The sequence below is a fragment of the Paracoccus sp. L-17 genome, assembly GCF_056857655.1.
On record NZ_JBSXNM010000021.1, the window covers coordinates 39,852 to 59,577 of the forward strand.

General features: G+C 65.2%; 20 protein-coding genes. 10 read left to right on the top strand and 10 right to left on the bottom strand.

Going from position 1 to position 19,726, the window contains the following annotated elements:
- Positions 1-6: 6 nt before the first annotated feature.
- From AC13CR_RS01705 to AC13CR_RS01745, 9 genes are all read right to left on the bottom strand, one after another.
- A complete protein-coding gene (locus AC13CR_RS01705) occupies positions 7-1,131 on the bottom strand; it encodes an SPFH domain-containing protein (protein WP_292950597.1) in 1,125 nt (374 codons plus the stop codon).
- 79 nt (positions 1,132-1,210) lie between these two features.
- Entirely contained in the window at positions 1,211-2,212 is a 1,002-nt protein-coding gene (locus AC13CR_RS01710) for a DUF2927 domain-containing protein (RefSeq protein ID WP_292950599.1), read from the bottom strand.
- A gap of 35 nt (positions 2,213-2,247) precedes the next feature.
- A complete protein-coding gene (locus AC13CR_RS01715; protein WP_292950601.1) occupies positions 2,248-3,441 on the bottom strand; it encodes a toxic anion resistance protein in 1,194 nt (397 codons plus the stop codon).
- A gap of 287 nt (positions 3,442-3,728) precedes the next feature.
- Positions 3,729-5,915, bottom strand: a complete 2,187-nt coding sequence (locus AC13CR_RS01720; RefSeq protein WP_482900386.1) for a 3-hydroxyacyl-CoA dehydrogenase NAD-binding domain-containing protein — start codon at positions 5,913-5,915, stop codon at positions 3,729-3,731.
- A gap of 11 nt (positions 5,916-5,926) precedes the next feature.
- Positions 5,927-7,138 (bottom strand): acetyl-CoA C-acetyltransferase, encoded by a 1,212-nt coding sequence (locus AC13CR_RS01725; RefSeq protein WP_292950605.1) that lies wholly within the window; start codon positions 7,136-7,138, stop codon positions 5,927-5,929.
- Positions 7,135-7,776 (bottom strand): glutathione S-transferase family protein, encoded by a 642-nt coding sequence (locus AC13CR_RS01730; RefSeq protein WP_292950607.1) that lies wholly within the window; start codon positions 7,774-7,776, stop codon positions 7,135-7,137. Before AC13CR_RS01730 ends, AC13CR_RS01725 begins: the two co-directional genes overlap by 4 nt.
- A 289-nt stretch (positions 7,777-8,065) precedes the next feature.
- The gene (locus tag AC13CR_RS01735; protein WP_292950609.1) at positions 8,066-9,835 is read right to left on the bottom strand and encodes an acyl-CoA dehydrogenase C-terminal domain-containing protein; all 1,770 of its coding nucleotides are present in this window, start codon (positions 9,833-9,835) and stop codon (positions 8,066-8,068) included.
- A 4-nt stretch (positions 9,836-9,839) separates the two neighbouring features.
- Entirely contained in the window at positions 9,840-10,238 is a 399-nt protein-coding gene (locus AC13CR_RS01740) for a MerR family transcriptional regulator (protein WP_292950611.1), read from the bottom strand.
- A gap of 88 nt (positions 10,239-10,326) precedes the next feature.
- Positions 10,327-10,707 carry a MerR family transcriptional regulator gene (locus AC13CR_RS01745; RefSeq protein ID WP_292950613.1) on the bottom strand — a complete coding sequence of 127 codons (381 nt, stop codon included), beginning with the start codon at positions 10,705-10,707 and terminating at the stop codon, positions 10,327-10,329.
- Positions 10,708-10,849: 142 nt separating this feature from the next.
- On the opposite strand from AC13CR_RS01745, the gene AC13CR_RS01750 reads away from it, so the two are divergent.
- The 3 genes from AC13CR_RS01750 to AC13CR_RS01760 are packed head-to-tail and all read left to right on the top strand — an operon-like array spanning position 10,850 to position 13,128.
- Positions 10,850-11,302: a PaaI family thioesterase gene (locus AC13CR_RS01750; protein ID WP_292950615.1), complete on the top strand. Its 453-nt coding sequence runs from the start codon at positions 10,850-10,852 to the stop codon at positions 11,300-11,302.
- Complete coding sequence (locus tag AC13CR_RS01755; RefSeq protein WP_292950617.1) at positions 11,299-11,799, top strand: PaaI family thioesterase; 501 nt, start codon at positions 11,299-11,301, stop codon at positions 11,797-11,799. The genes AC13CR_RS01750 and AC13CR_RS01755 overlap by 4 nt, the downstream gene beginning before the upstream one ends.
- 3 nt (positions 11,800-11,802) lie before the next feature.
- The gene (locus tag AC13CR_RS01760; protein WP_446233280.1) at positions 11,803-13,128 is read left to right on the top strand and encodes an MATE family efflux transporter; all 1,326 of its coding nucleotides are present in this window, start codon (positions 11,803-11,805) and stop codon (positions 13,126-13,128) included.
- 210 nt (positions 13,129-13,338) lie between these two features.
- Here the strand turns inward: AC13CR_RS01760 and AC13CR_RS01765 are convergent, their stop codons facing one another.
- Entirely contained in the window at positions 13,339-13,656 is a 318-nt protein-coding gene (locus tag AC13CR_RS01765) for a DUF1476 domain-containing protein (protein ID WP_292950621.1), read from the bottom strand.
- A gap of 131 nt (positions 13,657-13,787) precedes the next feature.
- Here AC13CR_RS01765 and purC point away from each other — a divergent pair, with 131 nt between their 5' ends.
- The 7 genes from purC to AC13CR_RS01800 all read left to right on the top strand — a co-directional run bounded on the left by purC (position 13,788) and on the right by AC13CR_RS01800 (position 19,543).
- Positions 13,788-14,549, top strand: a complete 762-nt coding sequence (purC, locus tag AC13CR_RS01770; protein ID WP_292950623.1) for a phosphoribosylaminoimidazolesuccinocarboxamide synthase — start codon at positions 13,788-13,790, stop codon at positions 14,547-14,549.
- A gap of 11 nt (positions 14,550-14,560) precedes the next feature.
- Positions 14,561-14,800 carry a phosphoribosylformylglycinamidine synthase subunit PurS gene (gene purS / locus AC13CR_RS01775; RefSeq protein WP_292950625.1) on the top strand — a complete coding sequence of 80 codons (240 nt, stop codon included), beginning with the start codon at positions 14,561-14,563 and terminating at the stop codon, positions 14,798-14,800.
- Positions 14,801-14,884: 84 nt separating this feature from the next.
- The gene (locus AC13CR_RS01780; RefSeq protein ID WP_292950627.1) at positions 14,885-15,682 is read left to right on the top strand and encodes an ABC transporter ATP-binding protein; all 798 of its coding nucleotides are present in this window, start codon (positions 14,885-14,887) and stop codon (positions 15,680-15,682) included.
- 48 nt (positions 15,683-15,730) lie between these two features.
- Positions 15,731-16,456: a transporter substrate-binding domain-containing protein gene (locus tag AC13CR_RS01785; RefSeq protein ID WP_292950629.1), complete on the top strand. Its 726-nt coding sequence runs from the start codon at positions 15,731-15,733 to the stop codon at positions 16,454-16,456.
- 44 nt (positions 16,457-16,500) lie between these two features.
- Entirely contained in the window at positions 16,501-17,382 is an 882-nt protein-coding gene (locus AC13CR_RS01790) for an ABC transporter permease (RefSeq protein WP_292950631.1), read from the top strand.
- Positions 17,379-18,206, top strand: a complete 828-nt coding sequence (locus AC13CR_RS01795) for an ABC transporter permease (RefSeq protein WP_446233773.1) — start codon at positions 17,379-17,381, stop codon at positions 18,204-18,206. The genes AC13CR_RS01790 and AC13CR_RS01795 overlap by 4 nt, the downstream gene beginning before the upstream one ends.
- A gap of 5 nt (positions 18,207-18,211) precedes the next feature.
- The gene (locus AC13CR_RS01800) at positions 18,212-19,543 is read left to right on the top strand and encodes a glutamine synthetase family protein (protein WP_292950633.1); all 1,332 of its coding nucleotides are present in this window, start codon (positions 18,212-18,214) and stop codon (positions 19,541-19,543) included.
- Positions 19,544-19,726 lie beyond the last annotated feature (183 nt).

The following is a 19,726-nucleotide window of genomic DNA, read 5'->3' on the forward strand; positions in this document are numbered from 1 at the left end:
CCCGGATCAGCCCGGCAACGGCGGCGGCATCATGGTAAAGAGCTGTGCCAGTTCAGGCACCTCGTCGGCGGGCAGCCAGCCGTCCTGACCGGGCGTCCAGACCAGCGTGTCGCGGCCGAACCGGCCTTCCGAGACCAGCCGGCCCAGATGGCCGCGCCCATAGGGGCCCTGCGCCTGCCCGCCCTCGGCGATGTGCCAGACCGTTTCGACCTGCCTGTCGGGCAGGGGCGGCGGCACGGCGGCGGCGGCGGGTTGCGGCGCGGGCTGCGGCTGCGGCCCCCAAGGGCCGGGCCGGGCCATGCCCATGCCCATCGCGGCCCCCATCGCCGCGCCCATTCCCGCCCCCGCGCCGCCCGGATTGCGGCTGGCGTTCAGCATCGCCTCGGAGGCCGCATATTGGCCGAACCGGTCCAGATCGCCGATGATCCCCATCGAGGTGCGCTTGTCCAGCATCGCTTCGACCGCCTCGGGCAGGCTGATATTCTCGATGTAGAATTCCGGGATCGACAGGCCGTAGGCGGTGATCACCGGTTCGATCGCGCGGGCAACCATCTTGCCCAACTGGCCGGTATTGGCCGCCAGATCCAGCACCGGGATCCCTGATCCCGCGATCATGCGCGAAAACTCCTGCGCGATCACGTTGCGGATCTGAAAGCTGATCTCGTCACGGGTGAATTCGCCGTCCGTGCCGACGATTTCGGACATGAAGCGCGCAGGCTGGGTCACGCGCATGGAATAGGTGCCGAAGGCGCGCAGCCGGACCGGGCCGAATTCCGGGTCGCGGGCGATGACCGGGTTCCGTGTGCCCCATTTCAGATCGTTGAAGCGGGTCGTGTTGACGAAATAGATCTCGGACTTGAAGGGGCTGCGGAAGCCATGGTCCCAGTGCTGAAGCCGCGTCAGCACCGGCATGTTGTTGGTTTCCAGCAGATAAAGCCCGGGTCCGAAGACATCCGCAAGCTGGCCTTCATGCACGAAGACGGCGGACTGCCCCTCGCGGACGGTCAGCTTCGCGCCGTATTTGATCGCCTTGCCGACGGTCGGAAAGCGATAGACCATGGTGTCGCGGCTGTCGTCGGTCCATTCGATGATCTCGATGAATTCGCCGCCGAGGATGTCGAAAAGCGCCATCATATGCCTCCTGGCGGCGCTGCGCCGCTGTCAATCATGGGCCAAAGCGCCTGTTCCGCGCAAGCGCGGCACCGCCCTGTCAGGCGCTTTCGCCAAGCAATTCACCGGCGATCCGGCGGACGATGGGGGCGGCTTCGGCCTCGGTCATGCCGGGCCTGAGCCGGCGGTCATAGAGAATCTGCAACAGCAATTCGTCGTGTCGGGTCAGCAGCGCGAATTCCTCGTCGTCGTTGAAGATCGAGGGCCGCGCATCGGGGCTGTCATTGGACAGGCCCATGCCCTGCGCCAGTTCCTCGTGGAGGCAGGAATCGCGCAGAAGCGGCGGCAATTCAGCGCGGATCAGCACAACGGCGCGGGAATAATCGGCGGCCGCGCCCTGGGCATAGGCGAAAGCGGTGCAGAAATTGTCGTCATCCAGATTTTCGATGATCCGGATATCCCGTTCGGGAATGCCGGGCACCAGACGCGCCAGGCGCGGGCCGATGCGGCGACGCTCGTCGTCGCTGAGCACGAGGACGATGAAATTGCCGCCGCTGGCCGTCAGCCGCACCGGATGGCCGCTGATACGGGACAGTCGCGCGGCATAGCGGCCGATCTCGGTGCGATACAGGCTGCGGGTCGCAGCATCGGCCGAGGCACCGAATTCGACCTGCATCGCCACCGGTTCCTGCCATCGCCGCAGCGGCGCGATGCGGGCGCTGGCCACCAGGTTGCCGCCATCGCGGCTGTATTCGTCACGTAGCGCGATCGCAAGAAAATCGCGGGTCAGGCTTTCGGCGTCGATCGGCGCGTCTTGCGGGATGCGGTCGCGGCGCAGCCGGCCCTGGGACAGCAGCCGCGCCTCGGTCTCGGCGTAGGCCAGGCGCTGCTGCCGGCTGTTGCGGCCGCTGGTCTGGACGGCCTGACCCGCAGCCTCGTTCGCGGCGCGGTTCCGCTGGGCACGGGCCTTGCGCAGCCTTGCCTGATCGGCGCTTTCGGCGGCGTGATGAATGTTATCGGGCCTTGGCGGGGGCGGGGCCGGACCGATCGCCGGGCCCTTGGCGCAGGCGGCCAGGACCGCCAGCGCCACAAGGCCTGGCACGGGCCGCAGGCGCGGCAGGAGGCGGCCTGCATCAATCATGACCTTGGGCTCCGGGCCGGGGGCGCGGTCTCGTCGGAGCGCCGTGCCGCGCTGGCCTGCGACAGGGCATCGCGCAATTCGCCCTCCATCCGGGTCAGATCCTCTTCGGCGGCGGCCCGGCGGGCGCGGCCCTCGTCGGCGATGCGAAGACTGTCCTCGATGGTCGAGATCAGCTGGGCATTGGCGGTCTTGACCGCATCAATGTCGAAGACGCCGCGCTCGGTCTCGGTCCGGATCGCCGCGTTGGCGCTGCGCAGGTTTTCGGCATTGCGGGTCAGCAGGTCGTTGGTCAGGTCGCTGGCTTCCTTGACCGCGCGGGCGGCCTCGGCGCTGCGCTGGATGGTAACGGCCTGGGCAAGCTGGGTTTCCCAAAGCGGCACCGTGTTCACCAGGGTCGAGTTGATCTTGGTGACCAGCGACTTGTCGTTTTCCTGCACCAGCCGGATCGAGGGCAGGGACTGCATCGTCACCTGGCGGGTCAGTTTCAGATCGTGGACGCGGCGTTCCAGATCGTCGCGGATCGCACGCAGATCGCGCAATTCCTGCGCCTCCATCACCTGATCGGCCTCGCCCGCCGCGTTCATCTCGGCATCTTTGGCCGGGATCACCCGGCTGTCCAGTTCGCGCAGCTTTTCTTCGCCGGCCGCGATATACAGCGCCAATTCGTCATAGAATTTCAGCGTCCGGTCATAAAGCAGGTCCAGCCCCTTGATGTCTTTCAGCAAACGCTGCTCGTGCCCTTCCAGGTCCGAGGTCACGCGGTCGATCTGGGTCTGGACGTTTTCGTAGTTGGCCACGAATTTCGCGAAGGGCGCCGAACGGCCCAGCAGCTTTTCCCACCACGACCGGGACCGCCGCACATCCAGTTCCGAGGTCGAGAATCCACGGATCGTGGTCACGATCTCGCGCAGGCTTTCCCCGGCCGGACCCACATCCTTGTTGCGCACATCCGACAGCATGTTCTGGCTGATTTCCTGAAGACCCGATTGCGCGGTGGTGCCAAAGCGCACGATGGAACCGGAATCGGTCAGATCGATCTCGTCCATGCGTTTGCGGATCTCGGCCGAGGTCTGCGCATCGGCCTGTTCGAGGCCGACGGGTTCGGCGCCGGGTTCGGGCAGCATGACCGAGGTCACGTCCTCGATATCCTTGCGGGCGGCCTCGGCGCGGCGGCGCGTGTCTTCGGTCATCGGCAGATCCTTTCGTGATGCTGCAGGCGGCGATGTCTGTTGCGGCGCAGCATACGGGCTTTGCGTCGCGGTTCAACAAAGCAGGGGCGCGAAAGGTTCGCCGGATTCCGGGGTGCTGTTGCCTGGCGGACACAATCGCGCGCAGATCCGGCGCTGAACCTGCGCCGCGACCGCGTTCCCGGCCGTGTGGCGCCGCGGCGGCGTTTGCAGGACCGGGCCTTCGCCGGCGGAATTTCCATCGGATTCCGCGCCGCCGGTCCAGACCGGGGCCGGCGGCGCAGGGTGGTTCAGGCAGCCTGTTTCTGCTGGCCGAATCGGCCATAGAAGGTCTGGTCCTTGGCGGCCATGTCGCGCAACAGTGCGGGGCAGGCGAACCGCGCGCCATGGCGTTCGGCCAGATCCTCGCAGATCTCGACCGCGCGGGCCGCACCCAGCATGTCGAGCCAGCCGAAGGGCCCGCCCGTCCAGGGCGCGAAGCCCCAGCCCAGGATCGCGCCGACATCGCCTTCGCGGATATCCTCCAGCACGCCATCCTCCAGCGCGCGGACGGCCTCCAGCGTCTGGGCGAACATCAGCCGGTGCTGCACATCGGTCAGGCCGGGCTGCTCATCGGCGCGCGGGTATCGCGCCGCCAGACCGTCCCACAGGCCCTGCCGCTTGCCCGTGTCGTCATAGGCGTAGAAACCCGCATTCGACTTGCGCCCCAGCCGGCCCTCATCGGCCATCCGGAACAGCACCTCGTCCACCGCCGCATCGGGATAGGCGTCGCCCATCGCGGCGCGGGTGGCCTTGGCGATCTTGACGCCCAGATCGATCGAGGTCTCATCGACCAGTTGCAGCGGTCCCAGCGGCATTCCCATCATCTTGGCGGCGTTTTCCACCAGGACCGGGTTCACGCCCTCGGCCACCATGCGGATGCCCTCGTTGATATAGGGGATGATGCAGCGGTTGGCATAGAAGAAGCGGGCATCGTTGACGACGATCGGCGTCTTGCGGATCTGGCGCACGAAATCCAGCGCCTTGGCGACGGCACGCGGGCCGGTGGCGCGGCCCTTGATGATCTCGACCAGCATCATCTTGTCCACGGGGCTGAAGAAATGGATGCCGATGAACTGTTCGGGCCGGGCGCTGGCTTTCGCCAGATCGCTGATCGGCAGGGTCGAGGTGTTGGTGGCGAAAATCGCGTCCTTGCCGATCACGGCCTCGGCCTTCTTCGTGACCTCGGCCTTGATCTGCGGATCCTCGAACACGGCCTCCACGATCAGGTCGCAGCCGTCCAGCGCCGCGTAATCCGTGGTGGCGTTGATCCGGGCCAGCACCTCGGACTTCTTCTCCTCGGTCGCCTTCTTGCGGCTGATCGCCTTGTCCAGCAGCCCCTCGGAATAGGATTTGCCCCTGTCGGCGGCGTCCTGTTTCGCGTCGATGAGGACGACCTCGATCCCGGCCATGGCGCTGACATGGGCGATGCCCGCGCCCATCATGCCGGCGCCGAGAATGCCGACCTTCGCGACCTTCTGATCGGGCTGATCGGGACGGTTCGCACCCTTTTCCAGTGCTTCCTTGTTGATGAACAGGCTGCGGATCATGGCGCCGCTGCTGGGATTCATCAGCACGTTCGTAAACCAGCGCGCCTCGATTCGCAGTGCCTGGTCAAAGGGCACCATTGCCCCCTCATAGACCGCCGACAACAACGCCCTGGCGGCCGGATAGACCCCCATGGTCCTGCCATGCACCATGGCCGAGGCGCCGACGAAGGTCATGAAGCCGGCCGGGTGGAACGGCTCGCCGCCGGGCATCTTGTAACCCTTCTGGTCCCAGGGCTTGACCAGATCTGCGTCGCTGGCACGCAGAACCCAGTCCTTCGCGGCGGCAACGGGGTCGTCCACCACCTCGTCGATCAGGCCGGCGGCCTGGGCTTTCCCGGGATCGCAAAGCTTGCCTTCCAGCAGGAAGGGCGCGGCGGCCATCGCCCCCAGCCTGCGCGCCAGCCGGGTCGTGCCGCCACCGCCGGGAAAGATGCCGACCATGATCTCGGGCAGGCCGATCTTGGCGCGGGCGTTGTCGGCCGCGAAGATGCGATGGGTTGCCAGCGGCAGTTCCAACCCGATTCCAAGTGCCATGCCGGGCAGGGCGGCGGCGATGGGTTTGCCGCCCTTGAGCGACTTCGGATCCATGCCCGCCCGTTCGATCTTGCGCAGCAGGTGATGCAGTTTCATCACCCCGTCAAAGACGCCCTGCGCGCCGCCCTGTTCCTTCATCCCGGCGATGACGTTCAGATCCATCCCGGCCGCGAAATCCTGCTTGCCCGAGGTGATGACGATGCCCTTGACGGCCTCGTCCGCCAGCGCCTCGTCGATCAGCGCGTCCAGTTCCGCCGCGCCGTCCATCGACAGCACGTTCATCGACTTTCCGGGCACGTCCCAGGTAACGATTGCGACGCCGTCGGCGCCTTTCTCCATGGTGAAATCGGTCATGTCCTTCGCCCTCACACGCGCTCGATGATGGTGGCCGCGCCCATGCCGGACGCGATGCACAGGGTTGCCAGACCCAGGGTCTTGTCCTGTCGTTCCAGTTCGTCCAGAAGGGTGCCGATGATGATCGCTCCGGTCGCGCCCAGCGGGTGGCCCATGGCAATGGCGCCGCCGTTGACGTTCACCCTGTCGGGGCTGATCTGGAACGCCTGCATGAAGCGCAGGACAACGGCCGAGAAGGCCTCGTTCACCTCGAACAGGTCGATATCGCCGATCGACAGGCCGCTGTCGCGCAGGATCTTTTCGGTCACCGGCACCGGCCCGGTCAGCATGATCGTGGGATCGGTGCCGACCTTGGCGGTGGCACGAATGCGGGCGCGGGGTTTCAGGCCCCATGCCTTGCCGAAATCCTCGTTTCCGATCAGCACCGCGGCGGCGCCGTCCACGATGCCGCTGCTGTTTCCGGCATGGTGAATATGCTCGATATGATCCAGATGCGGATATTTCAGCATCGCCACCCGGTCGAAGCCGGGCATCGTCTCGCCCATGTCCTTGAAACTGGGTTTCAGCCTGGCCAGATCCTCGGCCTTGGTCCCGGGCCGCATGTATTCGTCGCGATCCAGGATGGTCAGCCCGTTCTGATCCAGAACCGGCACGATCGAGCGGTCGAACCGGCCCTCCTCCCACGCCCGTGACGCGCGGCGCTGGCTTTCGGCGGCCAGTGCGTCGGCATCCTCGCGGGTAAAGCCGTATTCGGTGGCGATGATATCGGCACTGATGCCTTGCGGGACGAAATAGCTTTTCATGGCCAGGCCGGGATCGACCGCGATGGCGGCACCATCGCTGCCCATGCCCACGCGGCCCATCATTTCCACGCCACCGGCGAGATACCCGCTGCCCGCGCCGCCGCGGATCTGGTTGGCGGCCAGGTTCACCGCCTCCATGCCGCTGGCGCAGAAGCGATTGATCGACAGGCCGGGGATGGATTCGTCCAGATCCGAGGCCAGAACGACGCTTCGGGCCAGACAGCCCCCCTGCTCCTTGACCTGCGTGACATTGCCCCAGATCAGGTCCTCGACCGCGTGGCCTTCCAGGTTGTTGCGCTGCTTGACGGCGTTCAGCAGCCGCGCGGACAAGGCCAGCGAGGTGACCTCGTGCAGGCTGCCATCGGCTCGACCCTTGCCGCGCGGGGTGCGGGCGGCATCATAGATGAATGCGTCGGTCATGTATCCTCCTTGGGCGCCCGGTCCGAAGGGTTTCCGGGCATCAGGTCATAGGGGCTTTTCCAGCCGGGCAGGGCGGAGATGCCGTCCAGCCAGCGGTCGATATTTGGCCAGTCGCCGCGCACGAAGCCAAAAGGCTCGGGGTAGAACAGATAGCCGCAGCAGGCGAAATCGGCGATGGTCGGGGTGTCATCAGCGACCCAGGCACGGTCGGACAGATGATCGTTCAGGATCGTCAGGGCGGCGTTCAGACGCCCCCTCAGCCAGTCGATGCCGCCCTGAGGGCGCTTCTCGGCTGGCAGGAAATTCATCAGGAACCGCAACGGTCCGGCCTGCGCCGACAGCTTGTGGTTGTCGAACATCAACCAGCGCAAGGTTTCGTTGCGGTCGCTGCCCATGAACCGCCCGGTTTTCTCGGCGACATGCATCTGGATCACGGCCGATTGCGTCAGCGTCAGGTCGCCCTCGCGAAAGACCGGCACCTCGCCCATCTTGTTGAGGGCGCGGAATTCCGGGCCGCGCGTCTCGCCATTGAAGAAATCGACGTAGACGGGTCGCCAGCCATAGCCCGCCAGTTCCATCGTCAGCGCCGCCTTGTAGGCATTGCCCGATTCGCCAAAGCACCAGAGTATTGCCGTCATCATTCCTCCTTCACCGCGGGGGCTTCGCGCCCCCGCACCCCCGCGGGGTATTTCCACAACGAAGAAGGGCACCGATTAACCCTTCTTCAACCCTGCCCTGCTAGATCCCCGATTGCGGTACAGGCTGGGGAGCCGATGACCGCCAACGGAGAAGCCGCCCCGGTTTCTGGGCCGATAACGCCTGATCCGCCGGAAGGGGGAAGAGGCCGGGGCGCACCTTCCGGTGCACATTCATTGTGCATCTTCGTTGCACAAATACCCATGCGGCCTCTCTGCCCTGAGTGCCGGATCAGAAGGCTTCCGCATCCAGTGCCATGACGGGATCGGCACCCGACTGGATACGCGCCAGATGCGTTGCCGTCATCGGCAATTGCCGCTGCATGTAATAGCGTCCGGTGGCCAGCTTGGTGGTCGCGAAGGACGCATCGCCGCCGGCCGCCAAAGCCGCGTGGGCCGCGACCGCCATCTGCGCCCACATGAAGCCAAGCGCGACATGGCCGAGCAGGTGCATGAAGTCATAGCTGCCCGCCAGCGCGTCGTCAGGGTTCTTCATGCCGCGTTCCATGAAGAACATTGCGGCCGTCTGAAGATCCTTCGAGGCGGCTTTCAGCGGCGCAATGAAATCATCCGCAAGGGGGCCTTCGGCATGGTCCTTGCAGAAGGATTTTATCATCTCGAAGAAGCCCGTGATCGGCTTGCCGCCCGCGGCCGCCAGCTTGCGACCCACCAGATCCAGTGCCTGCACGCCGTTGGCGCCTTCGTAGATCATCGTGATCCGGGCGTCGCGGACGAACTGGCTCATGCCATGTTCCTCGATATAGCCGTGGCCGCCGTAGATCTGCTGCGCCAGAACCGTCGTCTCGAACCCCTTGTCGGTCAGAAAGCCCTTGATGACCGGGGTCAGCAGCGAGATCAGCCCTTCGGCTTCCGCGTCGCCCTGATGGGCCTTGTCGATCAGATGTGCCCCCCACAGCGACAGCATTCGCGCGCCTTCCAGAAAGCTTTTCTGGTCCATCAGGCTGCGACGGATATCAGGATGCACGATCAGCGGATCGGCCGGGCCCGAGGGGTTTTTTGCCCCTGTCACGGCCCGGCCCTGCAGCCGGTCCTTTGCATAATCCACCGCGCTTTGATAGGCGGCGACTGCGCTGGCATAGCCTTGCAGGCCTACGCCCATCCGCGCCTCGTTCATCATCGTGAACATGGCCCGCATTCCCTTGTGCAGATCGCCCAGCAGCCAGCCTTTGGCACCGTCGTAATTCATCACGCAGGTGGCGTTGCCGTGAATGCCCATCTTTTCTTCGAGATTGCCGACCGAGACGCCGTTGCGATCGCCCAGCGAGCCGTCCTCGTTGACGAGGAACTTGGGCACGATGAACAGCGAGATGCCCCTGGTGCCCTCGCCGCCGCCCGGCGCCTTGGCCAGCACCAGATGGATCACGTTCTCGGCCATGTCGTGATCGCCGGCCGAGATGAAGATCTTCTGCCCGGTGATCAGATAGCTGCCGTCATCCTGCGGTTCGGCCCTGGTGCGCAGCAAGCCCAGGTCGGTGCCGCAATGCGGCTCGGTCAGGTTCATCGTGCCGGTCCAGTCGCAGCTGACCATCCTGGGCAGCCAGGTCTGCTTCTGTTCATCGGTGCCATGGGCGTGGATGGCGGAATAGGCGCCGTGGGTCAGGCCCTGATACATGTTGAAGGCCATGTTGGCGCTGACGAACAATTCGCCCGTGGCCAGGCCCAGGACATAGGGCATCCCCTGACCGCCATATTCGGGGTCGCAATCCAGCGCGGTCCAGCCGCCTTCCTTCATCTGCTCGAAAGCCGCCTTGAACCCGTCCGGGGTGCGCACCACGCCGTTTTCCAGCCGGCAGCCCTGCCGGTCGCCAACCATGTTCAGCGGCGCCAGAACCTCGGTCGACAGCTTGCCCGCCGCGTCCAGCACGGCCTCGGTGAAATCGCGATCCAGCTCGTCATGGCCGGGCAGGCCGGATTGCTGGATTTTCAGCACGTCGTGCAGACCGAATTGCAGGTCGCGGACGGGGGGGGTGTAGATCGGCATGGCTCTATCCTCTCGAGGTGTCGCGCGGGGCAGCGGCCAGCCGGTCTTCCGCATCCGCCAGTTGCTGCCTGAGATCGGCGATCGCCTCGCTCAGTTCGGCATACTGGGTTTCCATGTCCGACAGGCGTTCGCGCGCGATCCCGATGGTCGCGGCGATCTGCGTCCTGTTGGCTCCGCCCGGCTGGTACAGCTCCAGAAGCTGGCGGATCTGTTCCAGGCTGAAACCGAACCGCTTGCCGCGCAGGATCAGCGTCAGCCGCGCGCGATCCCTGCGATCATACAGCCGGTGCTGGCCGCGACGTTCGGGAAAGATCAGTTCGCGCGCCTCGTAAAAGCGCAGCGTGCGCGGGGTGACGCCGAACGCCTCGCACATCTGGCGGATCGTCATCAGCTTTTCGGACATGGGGTGCGGTTCCTCCTCGTTCACCGGCTGCCCTTCTGTGGCCACCGATAGCGCGAAGTTGACGCGAACGTAAAGATGGAACGCTGCGTCACTTCATGGTCTTCAGTTCGGCAGCGGCCGTTTCGCGCAATTCCGCCAGATCCTGCCGCGCCGCCTGAAGGTCGGCAATCTGGCGGTCCAGCACCCCCAGCTGCCGGTCGGCCAGATCCAGCCAGACCTCGTATTGCTGGCGCGAGCCCTTCTGTTCGTAGATCAGCAGCCATTGCCGGATGTCTTCCAGCGAGAATCCGAAACGCCGCCCGCGCAGGATCAGCGTCATCCGCGCGATCTCGCGCGCGCCATAGAATCGCGCCCGGCCTTCCTTTCGGGGGCTCAGCAGTTCGATATATTCGTAATAGCGCAGGGTGCGGGGCGTCACGTCGAAACGGGCGCACATGTCCTTGAAAGAGATTGTCTGCTCCTCGGCCATCCCGATCTCCCTGCCGCTGGCTCAAAGGCTAGCGTTTCGGCGCGCGCATCTCAACCGGAACGCGCATTCGGCCGGGCAGGGGTTGAGCAGCCGGGGCGGGCGCGGGTAAGCCTTGCGCGGGGCCAGGTGGCAGGAGAACGCGATGACGGACGAATCGGGCGGCTTGGACAGCGGCGATCGGGCACGGATCGCGCAGCAATTCATCGACAGCATTCCCCACGCGCGGGCCCTGGGAATGCGCGTCGACGATCTGGGCGAGGGGCGGGCCACCATCAGCATGCCCTGGTCCGAACATCTGGTCGGCGATCCGCGGACGGGGATCGTTCATGGCGGGGTCGTCTCGGCGCTGATGGACACCTGCTGCGGCGCGGCGGTGATGTCGCATCCCTCAAGCCCGCGATCCACCGCGACCATCGATCTGCGCATCGACTACATGCGCGGGGCGGCGCCGGGACAGCGGATCACCGCGCGGGCGGAATGCTATCACATGACCCGCAGCGTCGCCTTTCTTCGCGCGGTGGCGCTGGACGAGGACGGCGACAACCCGGTCGCCACCGCCGCCGGCACCTTCACCGCGGAAAGGCAGGCGCGATGATGGACCGCAACGAACCGCTGGACCAGATCAAGACGCGCCGCGATTCGGCGCTGCGGGCGCTGGCGACGGGGGTGCCCTACATGACATGGCTGGGCATCCGCTTTGATCGCAGGGGCGACGAGCTGACCGCGATCCTGCCCTTCGATGACAAGCTGATCGGCAACCCCGCGCTGCCCGCGATCCATGGCGGCGTGACGGCCGCCTTTCTGGAGGTGACCGCGATCATCGAATTGTCATGGTCCGCGATGTGGGAGGATCTGGAATCCGGCCGCATCGCGCCGGATGCGGCGGTTCCCGACAGCCTGCCGCGCCTGCCCAAGACGATCGGCTTCACGGTGGATTACCTGCGATCGGGCCTGCCACGCGATGCCTATGCCCGCGCCCGTGTGGTACGGTCGGGCCGGCGCTATGCCAGCGTCCATGTCGAGGCCTGGCAGGATAACCGCGCCCGCCTTATGGCACAGGCGACCGGCCATTTCCTGATGCCGCAGCCCTGAGCGATGGCCGCGCCCGAGATCGGCCCGCTGAGTCATCGGCGGGTGCTGAACATCGCCTTGCCGATCGTGCTGTCGAACGCGACCGTGCCGCTCTTGGGGCTGGTCGATACCGGCGTAGTGGGCCAGCTTGGTCAAGCCGAACCCATCGGCGCGGTTGGCATCGGCGCGGTCATCCTGACCTCGATCTACTGGGTCTTCGGCTTCTTGCGGATGGGCACCTCGGGGCTTGTCGCGCAAAGCCACGGCGCGGGCGACGGCGCGCAGGTCGGCGCCCATCTGCTGCGTGCGCTGACCATCGCCGGTGCGGTCGGGCTGGCGATGATACTGGCTCGGGCGCCGCTCTTCTGGGCCGCCTTCCGCCTGGCCCCGGCCTCGGCCGAGGTCGAGGCGCTGGCCCGTGATTATCTGACGATCCGCATCTGGGGCGCGCCCGCGACCATCGCGCTTTACGCACTGACCGGCTGGCTGATCGCGATCGAGCGCACGCGCGCCGTGCTGGCCTTGCAGGTCTTGCAGAACGGGCTGAACGTGATGCTGGATCTGTGGTTCGTGCTGGGCCTGGGACTGGGCGTCGCGGGGGTCGCCTGGGCCACGCTGATCTCGGAATGGGGTGGGGTGGTTCTGGGGCTGTATTTCGCCCGCCACGCCCTGCGCGCTGCGGTCGGCGCGGCGCGGCGGCTGACCACGCTGTTTGCCCGCGACAAGCTGAACCGGCTTTTGCGCGTGAACGTCGACATCATGATCCGGTCCGTGCTGTTGCAGGCCAGCTTCACCTCGTTCCTGTTTCTGGGCGCGGCGCAAGGGGATGTGACGCTGGCGGCCAATCAGGTGCTGGTGCAGTTCCTGTCGCTGACCGCCTTCGCGCTGGACGGTTTCGCCTTTGCGGCCGAAAGCCTGGTGGGACAGGCGGTGGGGGCGCGGCGGCCCGACCGGTTGCGCCGCGCCGCGATCCTGACCTCGCAATGGGGGATCGGCGGGGCGCTGGTTCTGGGTCTTGCCTTCTGGGTCGCGGGCGGCGCGATCATCGATCTGCTGACGACGGCGCCGGCGGTCCGGACCGAGGCGCGCCTTTACCTGTTCTGGATGGGCGCCGCACCGCTGATCGGCATTGCAAGCTGGATGTTCGACGGCATCTTCATCGGCGCGACGATGACCCGCGACATGCGCATCGCGATGATCCAGTCCGTGGCGCTGTATGGGCTGGCCGTCGTCACGCTGCCGCCGATCTTCGGCAATCACGGACTGTGGGCGGCGCTGATGATCCTGAATGCGGCGCGCGGGATCACCATGGCCCTGCGCTATCCCCGCGCCGAGGCGGCCGCCGCCTGAACAGGGCTTCGCGCCCTTTCGTGCGGCTTCCTGCCCGGATCGCCGTCATGGCGCCCCAAGGAATGCCGGGTCTCGTCGGGACATCGACCTGGGCCCTTCGGTCATCGCCCGCCGCGTGCCGGGCCTTGTCCCTGCATCGGTCGGCAAGGCGCCCGCAACGCAAATGCAGCCTGCAATGTCGCCTGTCCTGCGGCGCCCGGCGGCGGGATCCTACTTGCCCTCTTCCAGGATTTGCCGGCGCGCCTCGAGCGTCAGCTCGGCCATCTTCGCGCGGATCGTCGCGCTGTCGGCCTTGCCCTCCAGGTCGGATGCGACCTTGCGATAGACATCCTCTTCGCCCGGTTCCTCGAAATCCGAGGTCACGACCGTCATCGCATAGGTCCGCGCATCCTCGCCGGTCTTGCCCAGAACACCGGCGGCCCATTCGCCCAGCAGCCGGTTTCGCCGCGCCTCGGCCCGGAATTGCAGATCCGCGTCATGCGCGAATTTCGATTCATATCCACGCTCGCGGTCGTCAAAGGTGGTCATCTCGTGGCCTCCTGCTATCGGTCCGTCCCGTTATCCCTGCTGGAAGGCCGCGCTGCAAGCCTTCGTATTGCCCCCGAGGACGGTTCTGCGATAAGCCGCAGGACGAGCGACAGGCGAAAGGACGGCCCCAGATGGCACCGCGGCGCAAGAAAGTCTATGAAGGCAAGGCCAAGATCCTTTACGAAGGCACCGAGCCGGGCACGCTGGTCCAGTATTTCAAGGACGACGCCACCGCCTTCAACGCCCAGAAGCGCGCCACCATCGAGGGCAAGGGCGTGCTGAACAACCGTCTGTCTGAATTCTTCATGAACGGGTTGACCAATATCGGTGTGCCAAACCACTTCATCCGCCGCATCAACATGCGCGAGCAGCTGATCCGCCAGGTCGAGATCGTGCCGCTGGAGGTGATCGTGCGCAATTTCGCCGCGGGCTCGCTGTCCAAGCGGCTGGGCCTGGAAGAGGGCACCCTGCTGCCGCGCCCGATCGTCGAATACAGCTTCAAGAACGACGAACTGGGCGATCCGATGGTTTCCGAGGAATATATCATCGCTTTCGGCTGGGCCACGCAACAGGATCTGGACGACATCGTCAGCCTGGCCCTGCGGGTGAACGATTTCCTGTCTGGGGTCTTCTACGGCGTCGGCATCAAGCTGATCGATTTCAAGATCGAGATCGGCCGGGTCTGGGACAACGATTTCATGCGCCTGATCGTCGCCGACGAGATCAGCCCCGATTCGTGCCGCCTGTGGGACGTGAAAACCGGGCAGAAACTGGACAAGGACGTGTTCCGCCGCGATCTGGGCAATCTGACCGATGCCTATACCGAGGTCGCCCGCCGGCTGGGCCTGATGCCGGCCAACACGACCAGCCTGAAGCCGACCGCGATCAATTGAAGGACAAAGCGATGAAAGCCCGTGTTACCATCATGCTGAAGGACGGCGTTCTGGACCCGCAGGGCGAGGCGATCCGCCACGCGCTTGGCGGGCTGGGCCATCGCGGGGTCGGCAGCGTTCGTCAGGGCAAGCTGATCGAACTGGATCTGGACGCCGCCGATCCCGATACCGCCCGCGCCGAGGTGGCGCGGATGTGCGAGGGTTTGCTGGCAAACACGGTGATCGAGAAATATTCGATCGAGATCGCCTGACGTTGCGGCACTTGCCGCTTTCCCTGCCGGACGCGCGTGAGACCCGTTGCAAAACCGGCCCGATTGTCGCCCAATGCGCGGATCATGACTGACAAGACGCCCGACATGACCCAGGACCAGCCGGTGATCCGCATCACCGATCTGCACAAGGCCTATGGCCAGCTCGAGGTGCTGAAGGGCGTCTCGATGAGCGCGCCGCGCGGGCATGTGCTCAGCCTCATCGGTTCGTCCGGCTCGGGCAAGTCCACGCTGCTGCGCTGCTGCAATCTTCTGGAAAACAGCCAGCAGGGCGAGATCGTCTTTGACGGCGAGGCGGTGCGCTGGAAGGGCCAGGGCCCGCATCGCGCGCCGGCCGACCGGGCGCAGGTCACGCGGTTCCGAACCAACCTGTCGATGGTCTTCCAGCAGTTCAACCTGTGGTCGCACATGACGGTGCTGCAAAACGTCATGGAGGCACCGCTTACGGTGCTTGGCCAGCCTCGCACCGAGGTCGAGCGTCGCGCCCGCGATCTGCTGGACAAGGTCGGCATCGGCGACAAGTGCGATGCCTGGCCGGCGCAGCTGTCGGGCGGTCAGCAACAGCGCGCCGCCATAGCCCGTGCCTTGTGCATGCAGCCGCGCGCGCTGCTGTTCGACGAGCCGACCAGCGCGCTGGATCCGGAATTGCAGCAGGAAGTCGTCAAGGTGATCAAGGATCTTGCGGCGGAACACCGCACGATGATCCTTGTCACCCACGACATGCGGCTGGCCGCCGATGTCAGCGACCATGTCGTTTTCCTGCATCAGGGCGTGATCTGCGAGGAAGGACCGCCGGACCGGCTGTTCAACGATCCGCAGACCCAGCGGTTGCGCCAGTTCCTCAGCGCGACGATGGCCGCCTAAGGTTCACCAGACTCGGAATTCACAAGAGACGACCAACAGGAGAGAAAAATGAAAAAACTGATCCTTGCCGCCGCCGCCCTCGCGCTGACCGCGGGCATGGGCATGGCCCAGACGATCCGCATGGGCACCGAGGGCGCCTATCCTCCGTATAACTTCATCAACGATGCGGGCGAGGTCGATGGCTTCGAACGCGAACTGGGCGATGAATTGTGCAAACGCGCCAAGCTGGATTGCACCTGGGTCACGAATGATTGGGATTCGATCATTCCGAACCTCGTTTCGGGCAATTACGACACGATCATGGCCGGGATGAGCATCACCCCCGAGCGCGAGCAGGTGATCGCCTTCAGCCAGAACTATACGCCGCCCGCCGATAGCGCCTATGCGGCGCTGTCTGCGGATGCCGACATCGAAGCCGGCGTGATCGCCGCGCAGACCGGCACGATCCAGGCCGCCCATGTGGCCGAAACCGGTGCGACGCTGCTGGAATTCGCGACCGGAGACGAAACCATCGCCGCCGTCAAGAACGGCGAGGCCGACGCCGTCTTCGCCGACAAGGATTTCCTGGCACCCTCGGTCGCGGAATCGAATGGCGAACTGGTCTGGGCCGGCGAAGCGGTCGCGCTTGGCGGCGGTATCGGCATCGGGATGCGTCAATCCGATACCGATCTGAAGAAGACGTTCGACACCGCCATCCAGTCGATGAAGGATGATGGCAGCCTGAACGAGATGATCGTGAAATGGTTTGGCGAAGACGCCAAGGTTTTCGAATGATCTGAAAAGGTTGGCCGCGTCTTTTCGGTCGCGGCCGCAATCCGATGTTCGCCCAGTGCGCCGATCCGAAAGCCCTTGAAGGGCTGAGCTGGCTGATGTGTTACCTCACATCGGGCAAGCATCTGCTGTTCTATGCCAGTTTCGGCACGGTGCTGCTGTTGCTGGCGGTGACCGCGCCGCTGGCACTGCTGTTCGGCTTTGGCGGCGCGATGGCCTCGCGTTCGCGGATCGCGCCCCTGCGCTGGTTCGGCAAGATCTACACCGCGATGGTGCGGGGCGTCCCCGACATCATCTTCTTTCTGTTCGTGCCCATCGCGCTGGATCAGGGGATCGAGTTCCTGCGCAGCAGGGCCCTGTGCGACAACCCTGTCTCGCCCTGGCAGGGCAACGAGTTCAACGTCTGCGCGGCGGCCAAGATGCCGCTGTCGACGAGCCCGGAATGGGTTCATGAAGGATATGGCTTCACGCTGGCGGTGGTCGCCTTCTCGGTTGTATTCGGCGCCTTTGCGGCCAATGTCCTCTATGGCGCGATGAATGCGGTCCCGCGCGCGCAGCTGGAAACCGCCGAGGCCTATGGAATGAGCCAGCGGCAGGTGAACCGCCGCGTCCTGATTCCGCAGATGTGGACCTATGCGCTGCCCGGGCTTTCCAATCTGTGGATGATCCTGATCAAGGCGACGCCGCTGCTGTTCCTGCTGGGAATCCAGGATATCGTCTATTGGGCGCGGGATCTGGGCGGTGCCAAGACGCAGGCTTTCAGCTATCCCCATCCCGACTGGCGGCTCTATTATTTTCTGGCCATCCTGGTCTTCTACCTGCTGATGACCTGGGTCTCTGAACGGGTGCTGGCTCGGCTGACCCGGCGGCTTTCGGCCGGGCAGGCGACGATGGGCGGCGAGGCGTTGCGCCAGGCGGGGCCGGCATGATCCCCTGTGCCGAGGACATCGGCAATTACGCCCTGCGTTCGGTCGGCATCGGCGAGCGGCTGTTGCCGCGCAGCGATTTCACCCTCTGCAACCAGGTCACGCTGATCGGATCGGGCATGATCTGGAATCTCTATTTCGCGGCCATGGCGTTGTTCTTCGGCTTCTTTCTGGCCAATGCGCTGGCTGTCGCCAAGGCCAGCCGCAGTCCCTGGGCGCGCAAGCCGGCGGAAGGCTTTGTCTTCCTGTTCCGCGGCAGCCCGCTGTTCATCCAGTTCTTCCTTGCCTACCAGGCGCTGGTGATGCTGCCACGGGCGGGAATCGAGGTTATGGGCTTCACGGTCGCGACAAGCTGGCTGACAAAGGCTTGGGCGGGGGCGCTGCTGGTGCTGATCCTGAACACCTCGGCCTATTCGGCGCAGATCTTTCACGGCGCGCTGATGTCGGTGCCCAAGGGCGATCTGGAGGCCGCCGATGCCTATGGCCTGACCGGCTGGGCCAAGTTCCGCCGGGTAACGTGGCCCACGATGATGCGGCTGGCATGGCCGTCCTATACCAACGAGGCAATCTTTCTGTTCCAGGCGACGGCGCTGGTCTTCTTTTCCGGCTTTCCGGCTTTCCAGCAGCGCGGGGATGCGCTTTATTACGCCAGCTATTTCGCCGACAAGACCTTCAACCCCTTTGTCGCCTATCCCATCGCGGCCGGATATTTCATCCTTGCCACGCTGGTCCTGATCGGCCTCTTCGGGGTCGCCAACAGGCGGCTGAACCGCCATCTGCCCGGCGCCACCCGCGGTTTGAAATACCGCCCGCAAATGCTGAGATGATCCCGATGGAATGGCTGCGACAACATCCCGACGTCAAGACCATCCGCGTCGCCGCCGCCGACCTGAACGGCGTCGCGCGCGGCAAGCGGGTGGCGGCGCGTTTCGTCGACAAGCTGGTGGACGAGGGCACGAAATTTCCGTTCTCGGTGATGAACCTGGATATCTGGGGCGAGGATATCGAAGACAGCCCGCTGGTCTTCGAGGCCGGCGATCCCGACGGTCTGCTGCTGCCGACCGAACGCGGCTTTCTGCCGATGCCCTGGCTGGACGCGCCGACCGCGTTGCTGCCGCTGTGGATGTTCCATCCCGACGGGCGGCCCTATGACGGCGATCCGCGTCAGGCCCTGGCCCGCGTCGTGGACCGCTACAAGGCCGCCGGCCTCGTTCCCGTCGTGGCGACCGAGCTGGAATTTTTCCTGATCGACGATTCCGGCCGCACCCTGCGCGTGCCGCCCAGCCCGCGCTCGGGCAAGCGCCGTACCGGGGGCGAGGTGCTGAGCCTGCGCGCCCTGGATGCCTTCGACCAGTTCTTCACCACGCTCTACGATGCCTGCGAATCGATGGACATCCCGGTCGATACTTCGATTTCCGAGGCCGGACCGGGACAGTTCGAGATCAACCTGATGCACCAGGCCGATCCGCTGAAGGCCGCCGACGACACATGGCTGTTCAAGATGCTGGTCAAGGGCGTGGCGCGGTCCTACGGGTTCGCGGCCAGTTTCATGGCCAAACCCTATGACGCCTGGCCGGGCAACGGGATGCACATGCATTTTTCGGTGCTCGCGAAGGATGGCCGGAACATCTTCGACAATGGCGGCGACGAGGGCACGGAAGCCCTGCGCCATGCCGTTGCGGGCTGTCTGCGTGCCATGCCGGGATCGACGCTGCTATTCGCGCCTCACGAGAATTCCTATGACCGGCTGGTGCCCAACGCCCATGCACCGACCGGGATCGGCTGGTCCTATGAAAACCGGACGGCGGCGATCCGCATTCCGTCTTCGGGCCCCAAGGCCCGGCGGATCGAACATCGCGTCGCGGGTGGCGATGTGAACCCCTATCTGACGGTCGCGGCGATCCTTGGCGCGGCACTGAACGGGATCGAGGACAGGCTTCAGGCCCCCGCGCCCTTCAAGGGCAATGCCTATGATCAGCAACTGGCCCAGCTTCCGGTTGATTGGGGCGAGGCGATCGATGCCTTCGATACCTGCCCCGAGATTCGTCGGATCTTTCCTGAACATCTGATCGACAATTATCTGCGCACCAAGCGGCAGGAATTGCACTACATGGCCGAATTGTCCGATGAGGAAACGGTCGAACTGTATCTCGACACGGTCTGATGGCCGACGGGCGCGGACCGTTTGGCACGGTCCCGCGGCCGCCGGGCTGCATCGCCGTCGGCCGGGAGGGCGCCGGATCATCACCTCAGGTTGAAAACCGTTGCCCGCCCCGGCTGTTAGCGTCACCAGCGTTGCCAGTCCCGGCGCCTATGCTATTCAACCGCCAGCACAAAGGAGTTTTTC

Bases quoted from the DNA above. Each gene is read 5' to 3' on its own strand.
- AC13CR_RS01765 (WP_292950621.1), bottom strand. From the start codon at position 13,656: ATGACCACCTTTGACGACCGCGAGCGTGGATATGAATCGAAATTCGCG.
- AC13CR_RS01780 (WP_292950627.1), top strand. From the start codon at position 14,885: ATGACTGACAAGACGCCCGACATGACCCAGGACCAGCCGGTGATCCGC.
- AC13CR_RS01740 (WP_292950611.1), bottom strand. From the start codon at position 10,238: ATGTCCGAAAAGCTGATGACGATCCGCCAGATGTGCGAGGCGTTCGGC.
- AC13CR_RS01795 (WP_446233773.1), top strand. From the start codon at position 17,379: ATGATCCCCTGTGCCGAGGACATCGGCAATTACGCCCTGCGTTCGGTC.
- AC13CR_RS01790 (WP_292950631.1), top strand. From the start codon at position 16,501: ATGTTCGCCCAGTGCGCCGATCCGAAAGCCCTTGAAGGGCTGAGCTGG.
- AC13CR_RS01720 (WP_482900386.1), bottom strand. From the start codon at position 5,915: ATGACCGATTTCACCATGGAGAAAGGCGCCGACGGCGTCGCAATCGTT.
- AC13CR_RS01730 (WP_292950607.1), bottom strand. From the start codon at position 7,776: ATGACGGCAATACTCTGGTGCTTTGGCGAATCGGGCAATGCCTACAAG.
- AC13CR_RS01760 (WP_446233280.1), top strand. From the start codon at position 11,803: ATGGCCGCGCCCGAGATCGGCCCGCTGAGTCATCGGCGGGTGCTGAAC.
- AC13CR_RS01785 (WP_292950629.1), top strand. From the start codon at position 15,731: ATGAAAAAACTGATCCTTGCCGCCGCCGCCCTCGCGCTGACCGCGGGC.
- AC13CR_RS01755 (WP_292950617.1), top strand. From the start codon at position 11,299: ATGATGGACCGCAACGAACCGCTGGACCAGATCAAGACGCGCCGCGAT.
- AC13CR_RS01715 (WP_292950601.1), bottom strand. From the start codon at position 3,441: ATGACCGAAGACACGCGCCGCCGCGCCGAGGCCGCCCGCAAGGATATC.
- AC13CR_RS01705 (WP_292950597.1), bottom strand. From the start codon at position 1,131: ATGGCGCTTTTCGACATCCTCGGCGGCGAATTCATCGAGATCATCGAA.
- AC13CR_RS01750 (WP_292950615.1), top strand. From the start codon at position 10,850: ATGACGGACGAATCGGGCGGCTTGGACAGCGGCGATCGGGCACGGATC.
- AC13CR_RS01745 (WP_292950613.1), bottom strand. From the start codon at position 10,707: ATGGCCGAGGAGCAGACAATCTCTTTCAAGGACATGTGCGCCCGTTTC.
- purS (WP_292950625.1), top strand. From the start codon at position 14,561: ATGAAAGCCCGTGTTACCATCATGCTGAAGGACGGCGTTCTGGACCCG.
- AC13CR_RS01735 (WP_292950609.1), bottom strand. From the start codon at position 9,835: ATGCCGATCTACACCCCCCCCGTCCGCGACCTGCAATTCGGTCTGCAC.
- AC13CR_RS01800 (WP_292950633.1), top strand. From the start codon at position 18,212: ATGGAATGGCTGCGACAACATCCCGACGTCAAGACCATCCGCGTCGCC.
- purC (WP_292950623.1), top strand. From the start codon at position 13,788: ATGGCACCGCGGCGCAAGAAAGTCTATGAAGGCAAGGCCAAGATCCTT.
- AC13CR_RS01725 (WP_292950605.1), bottom strand. From the start codon at position 7,138: ATGACCGACGCATTCATCTATGATGCCGCCCGCACCCCGCGCGGCAAG.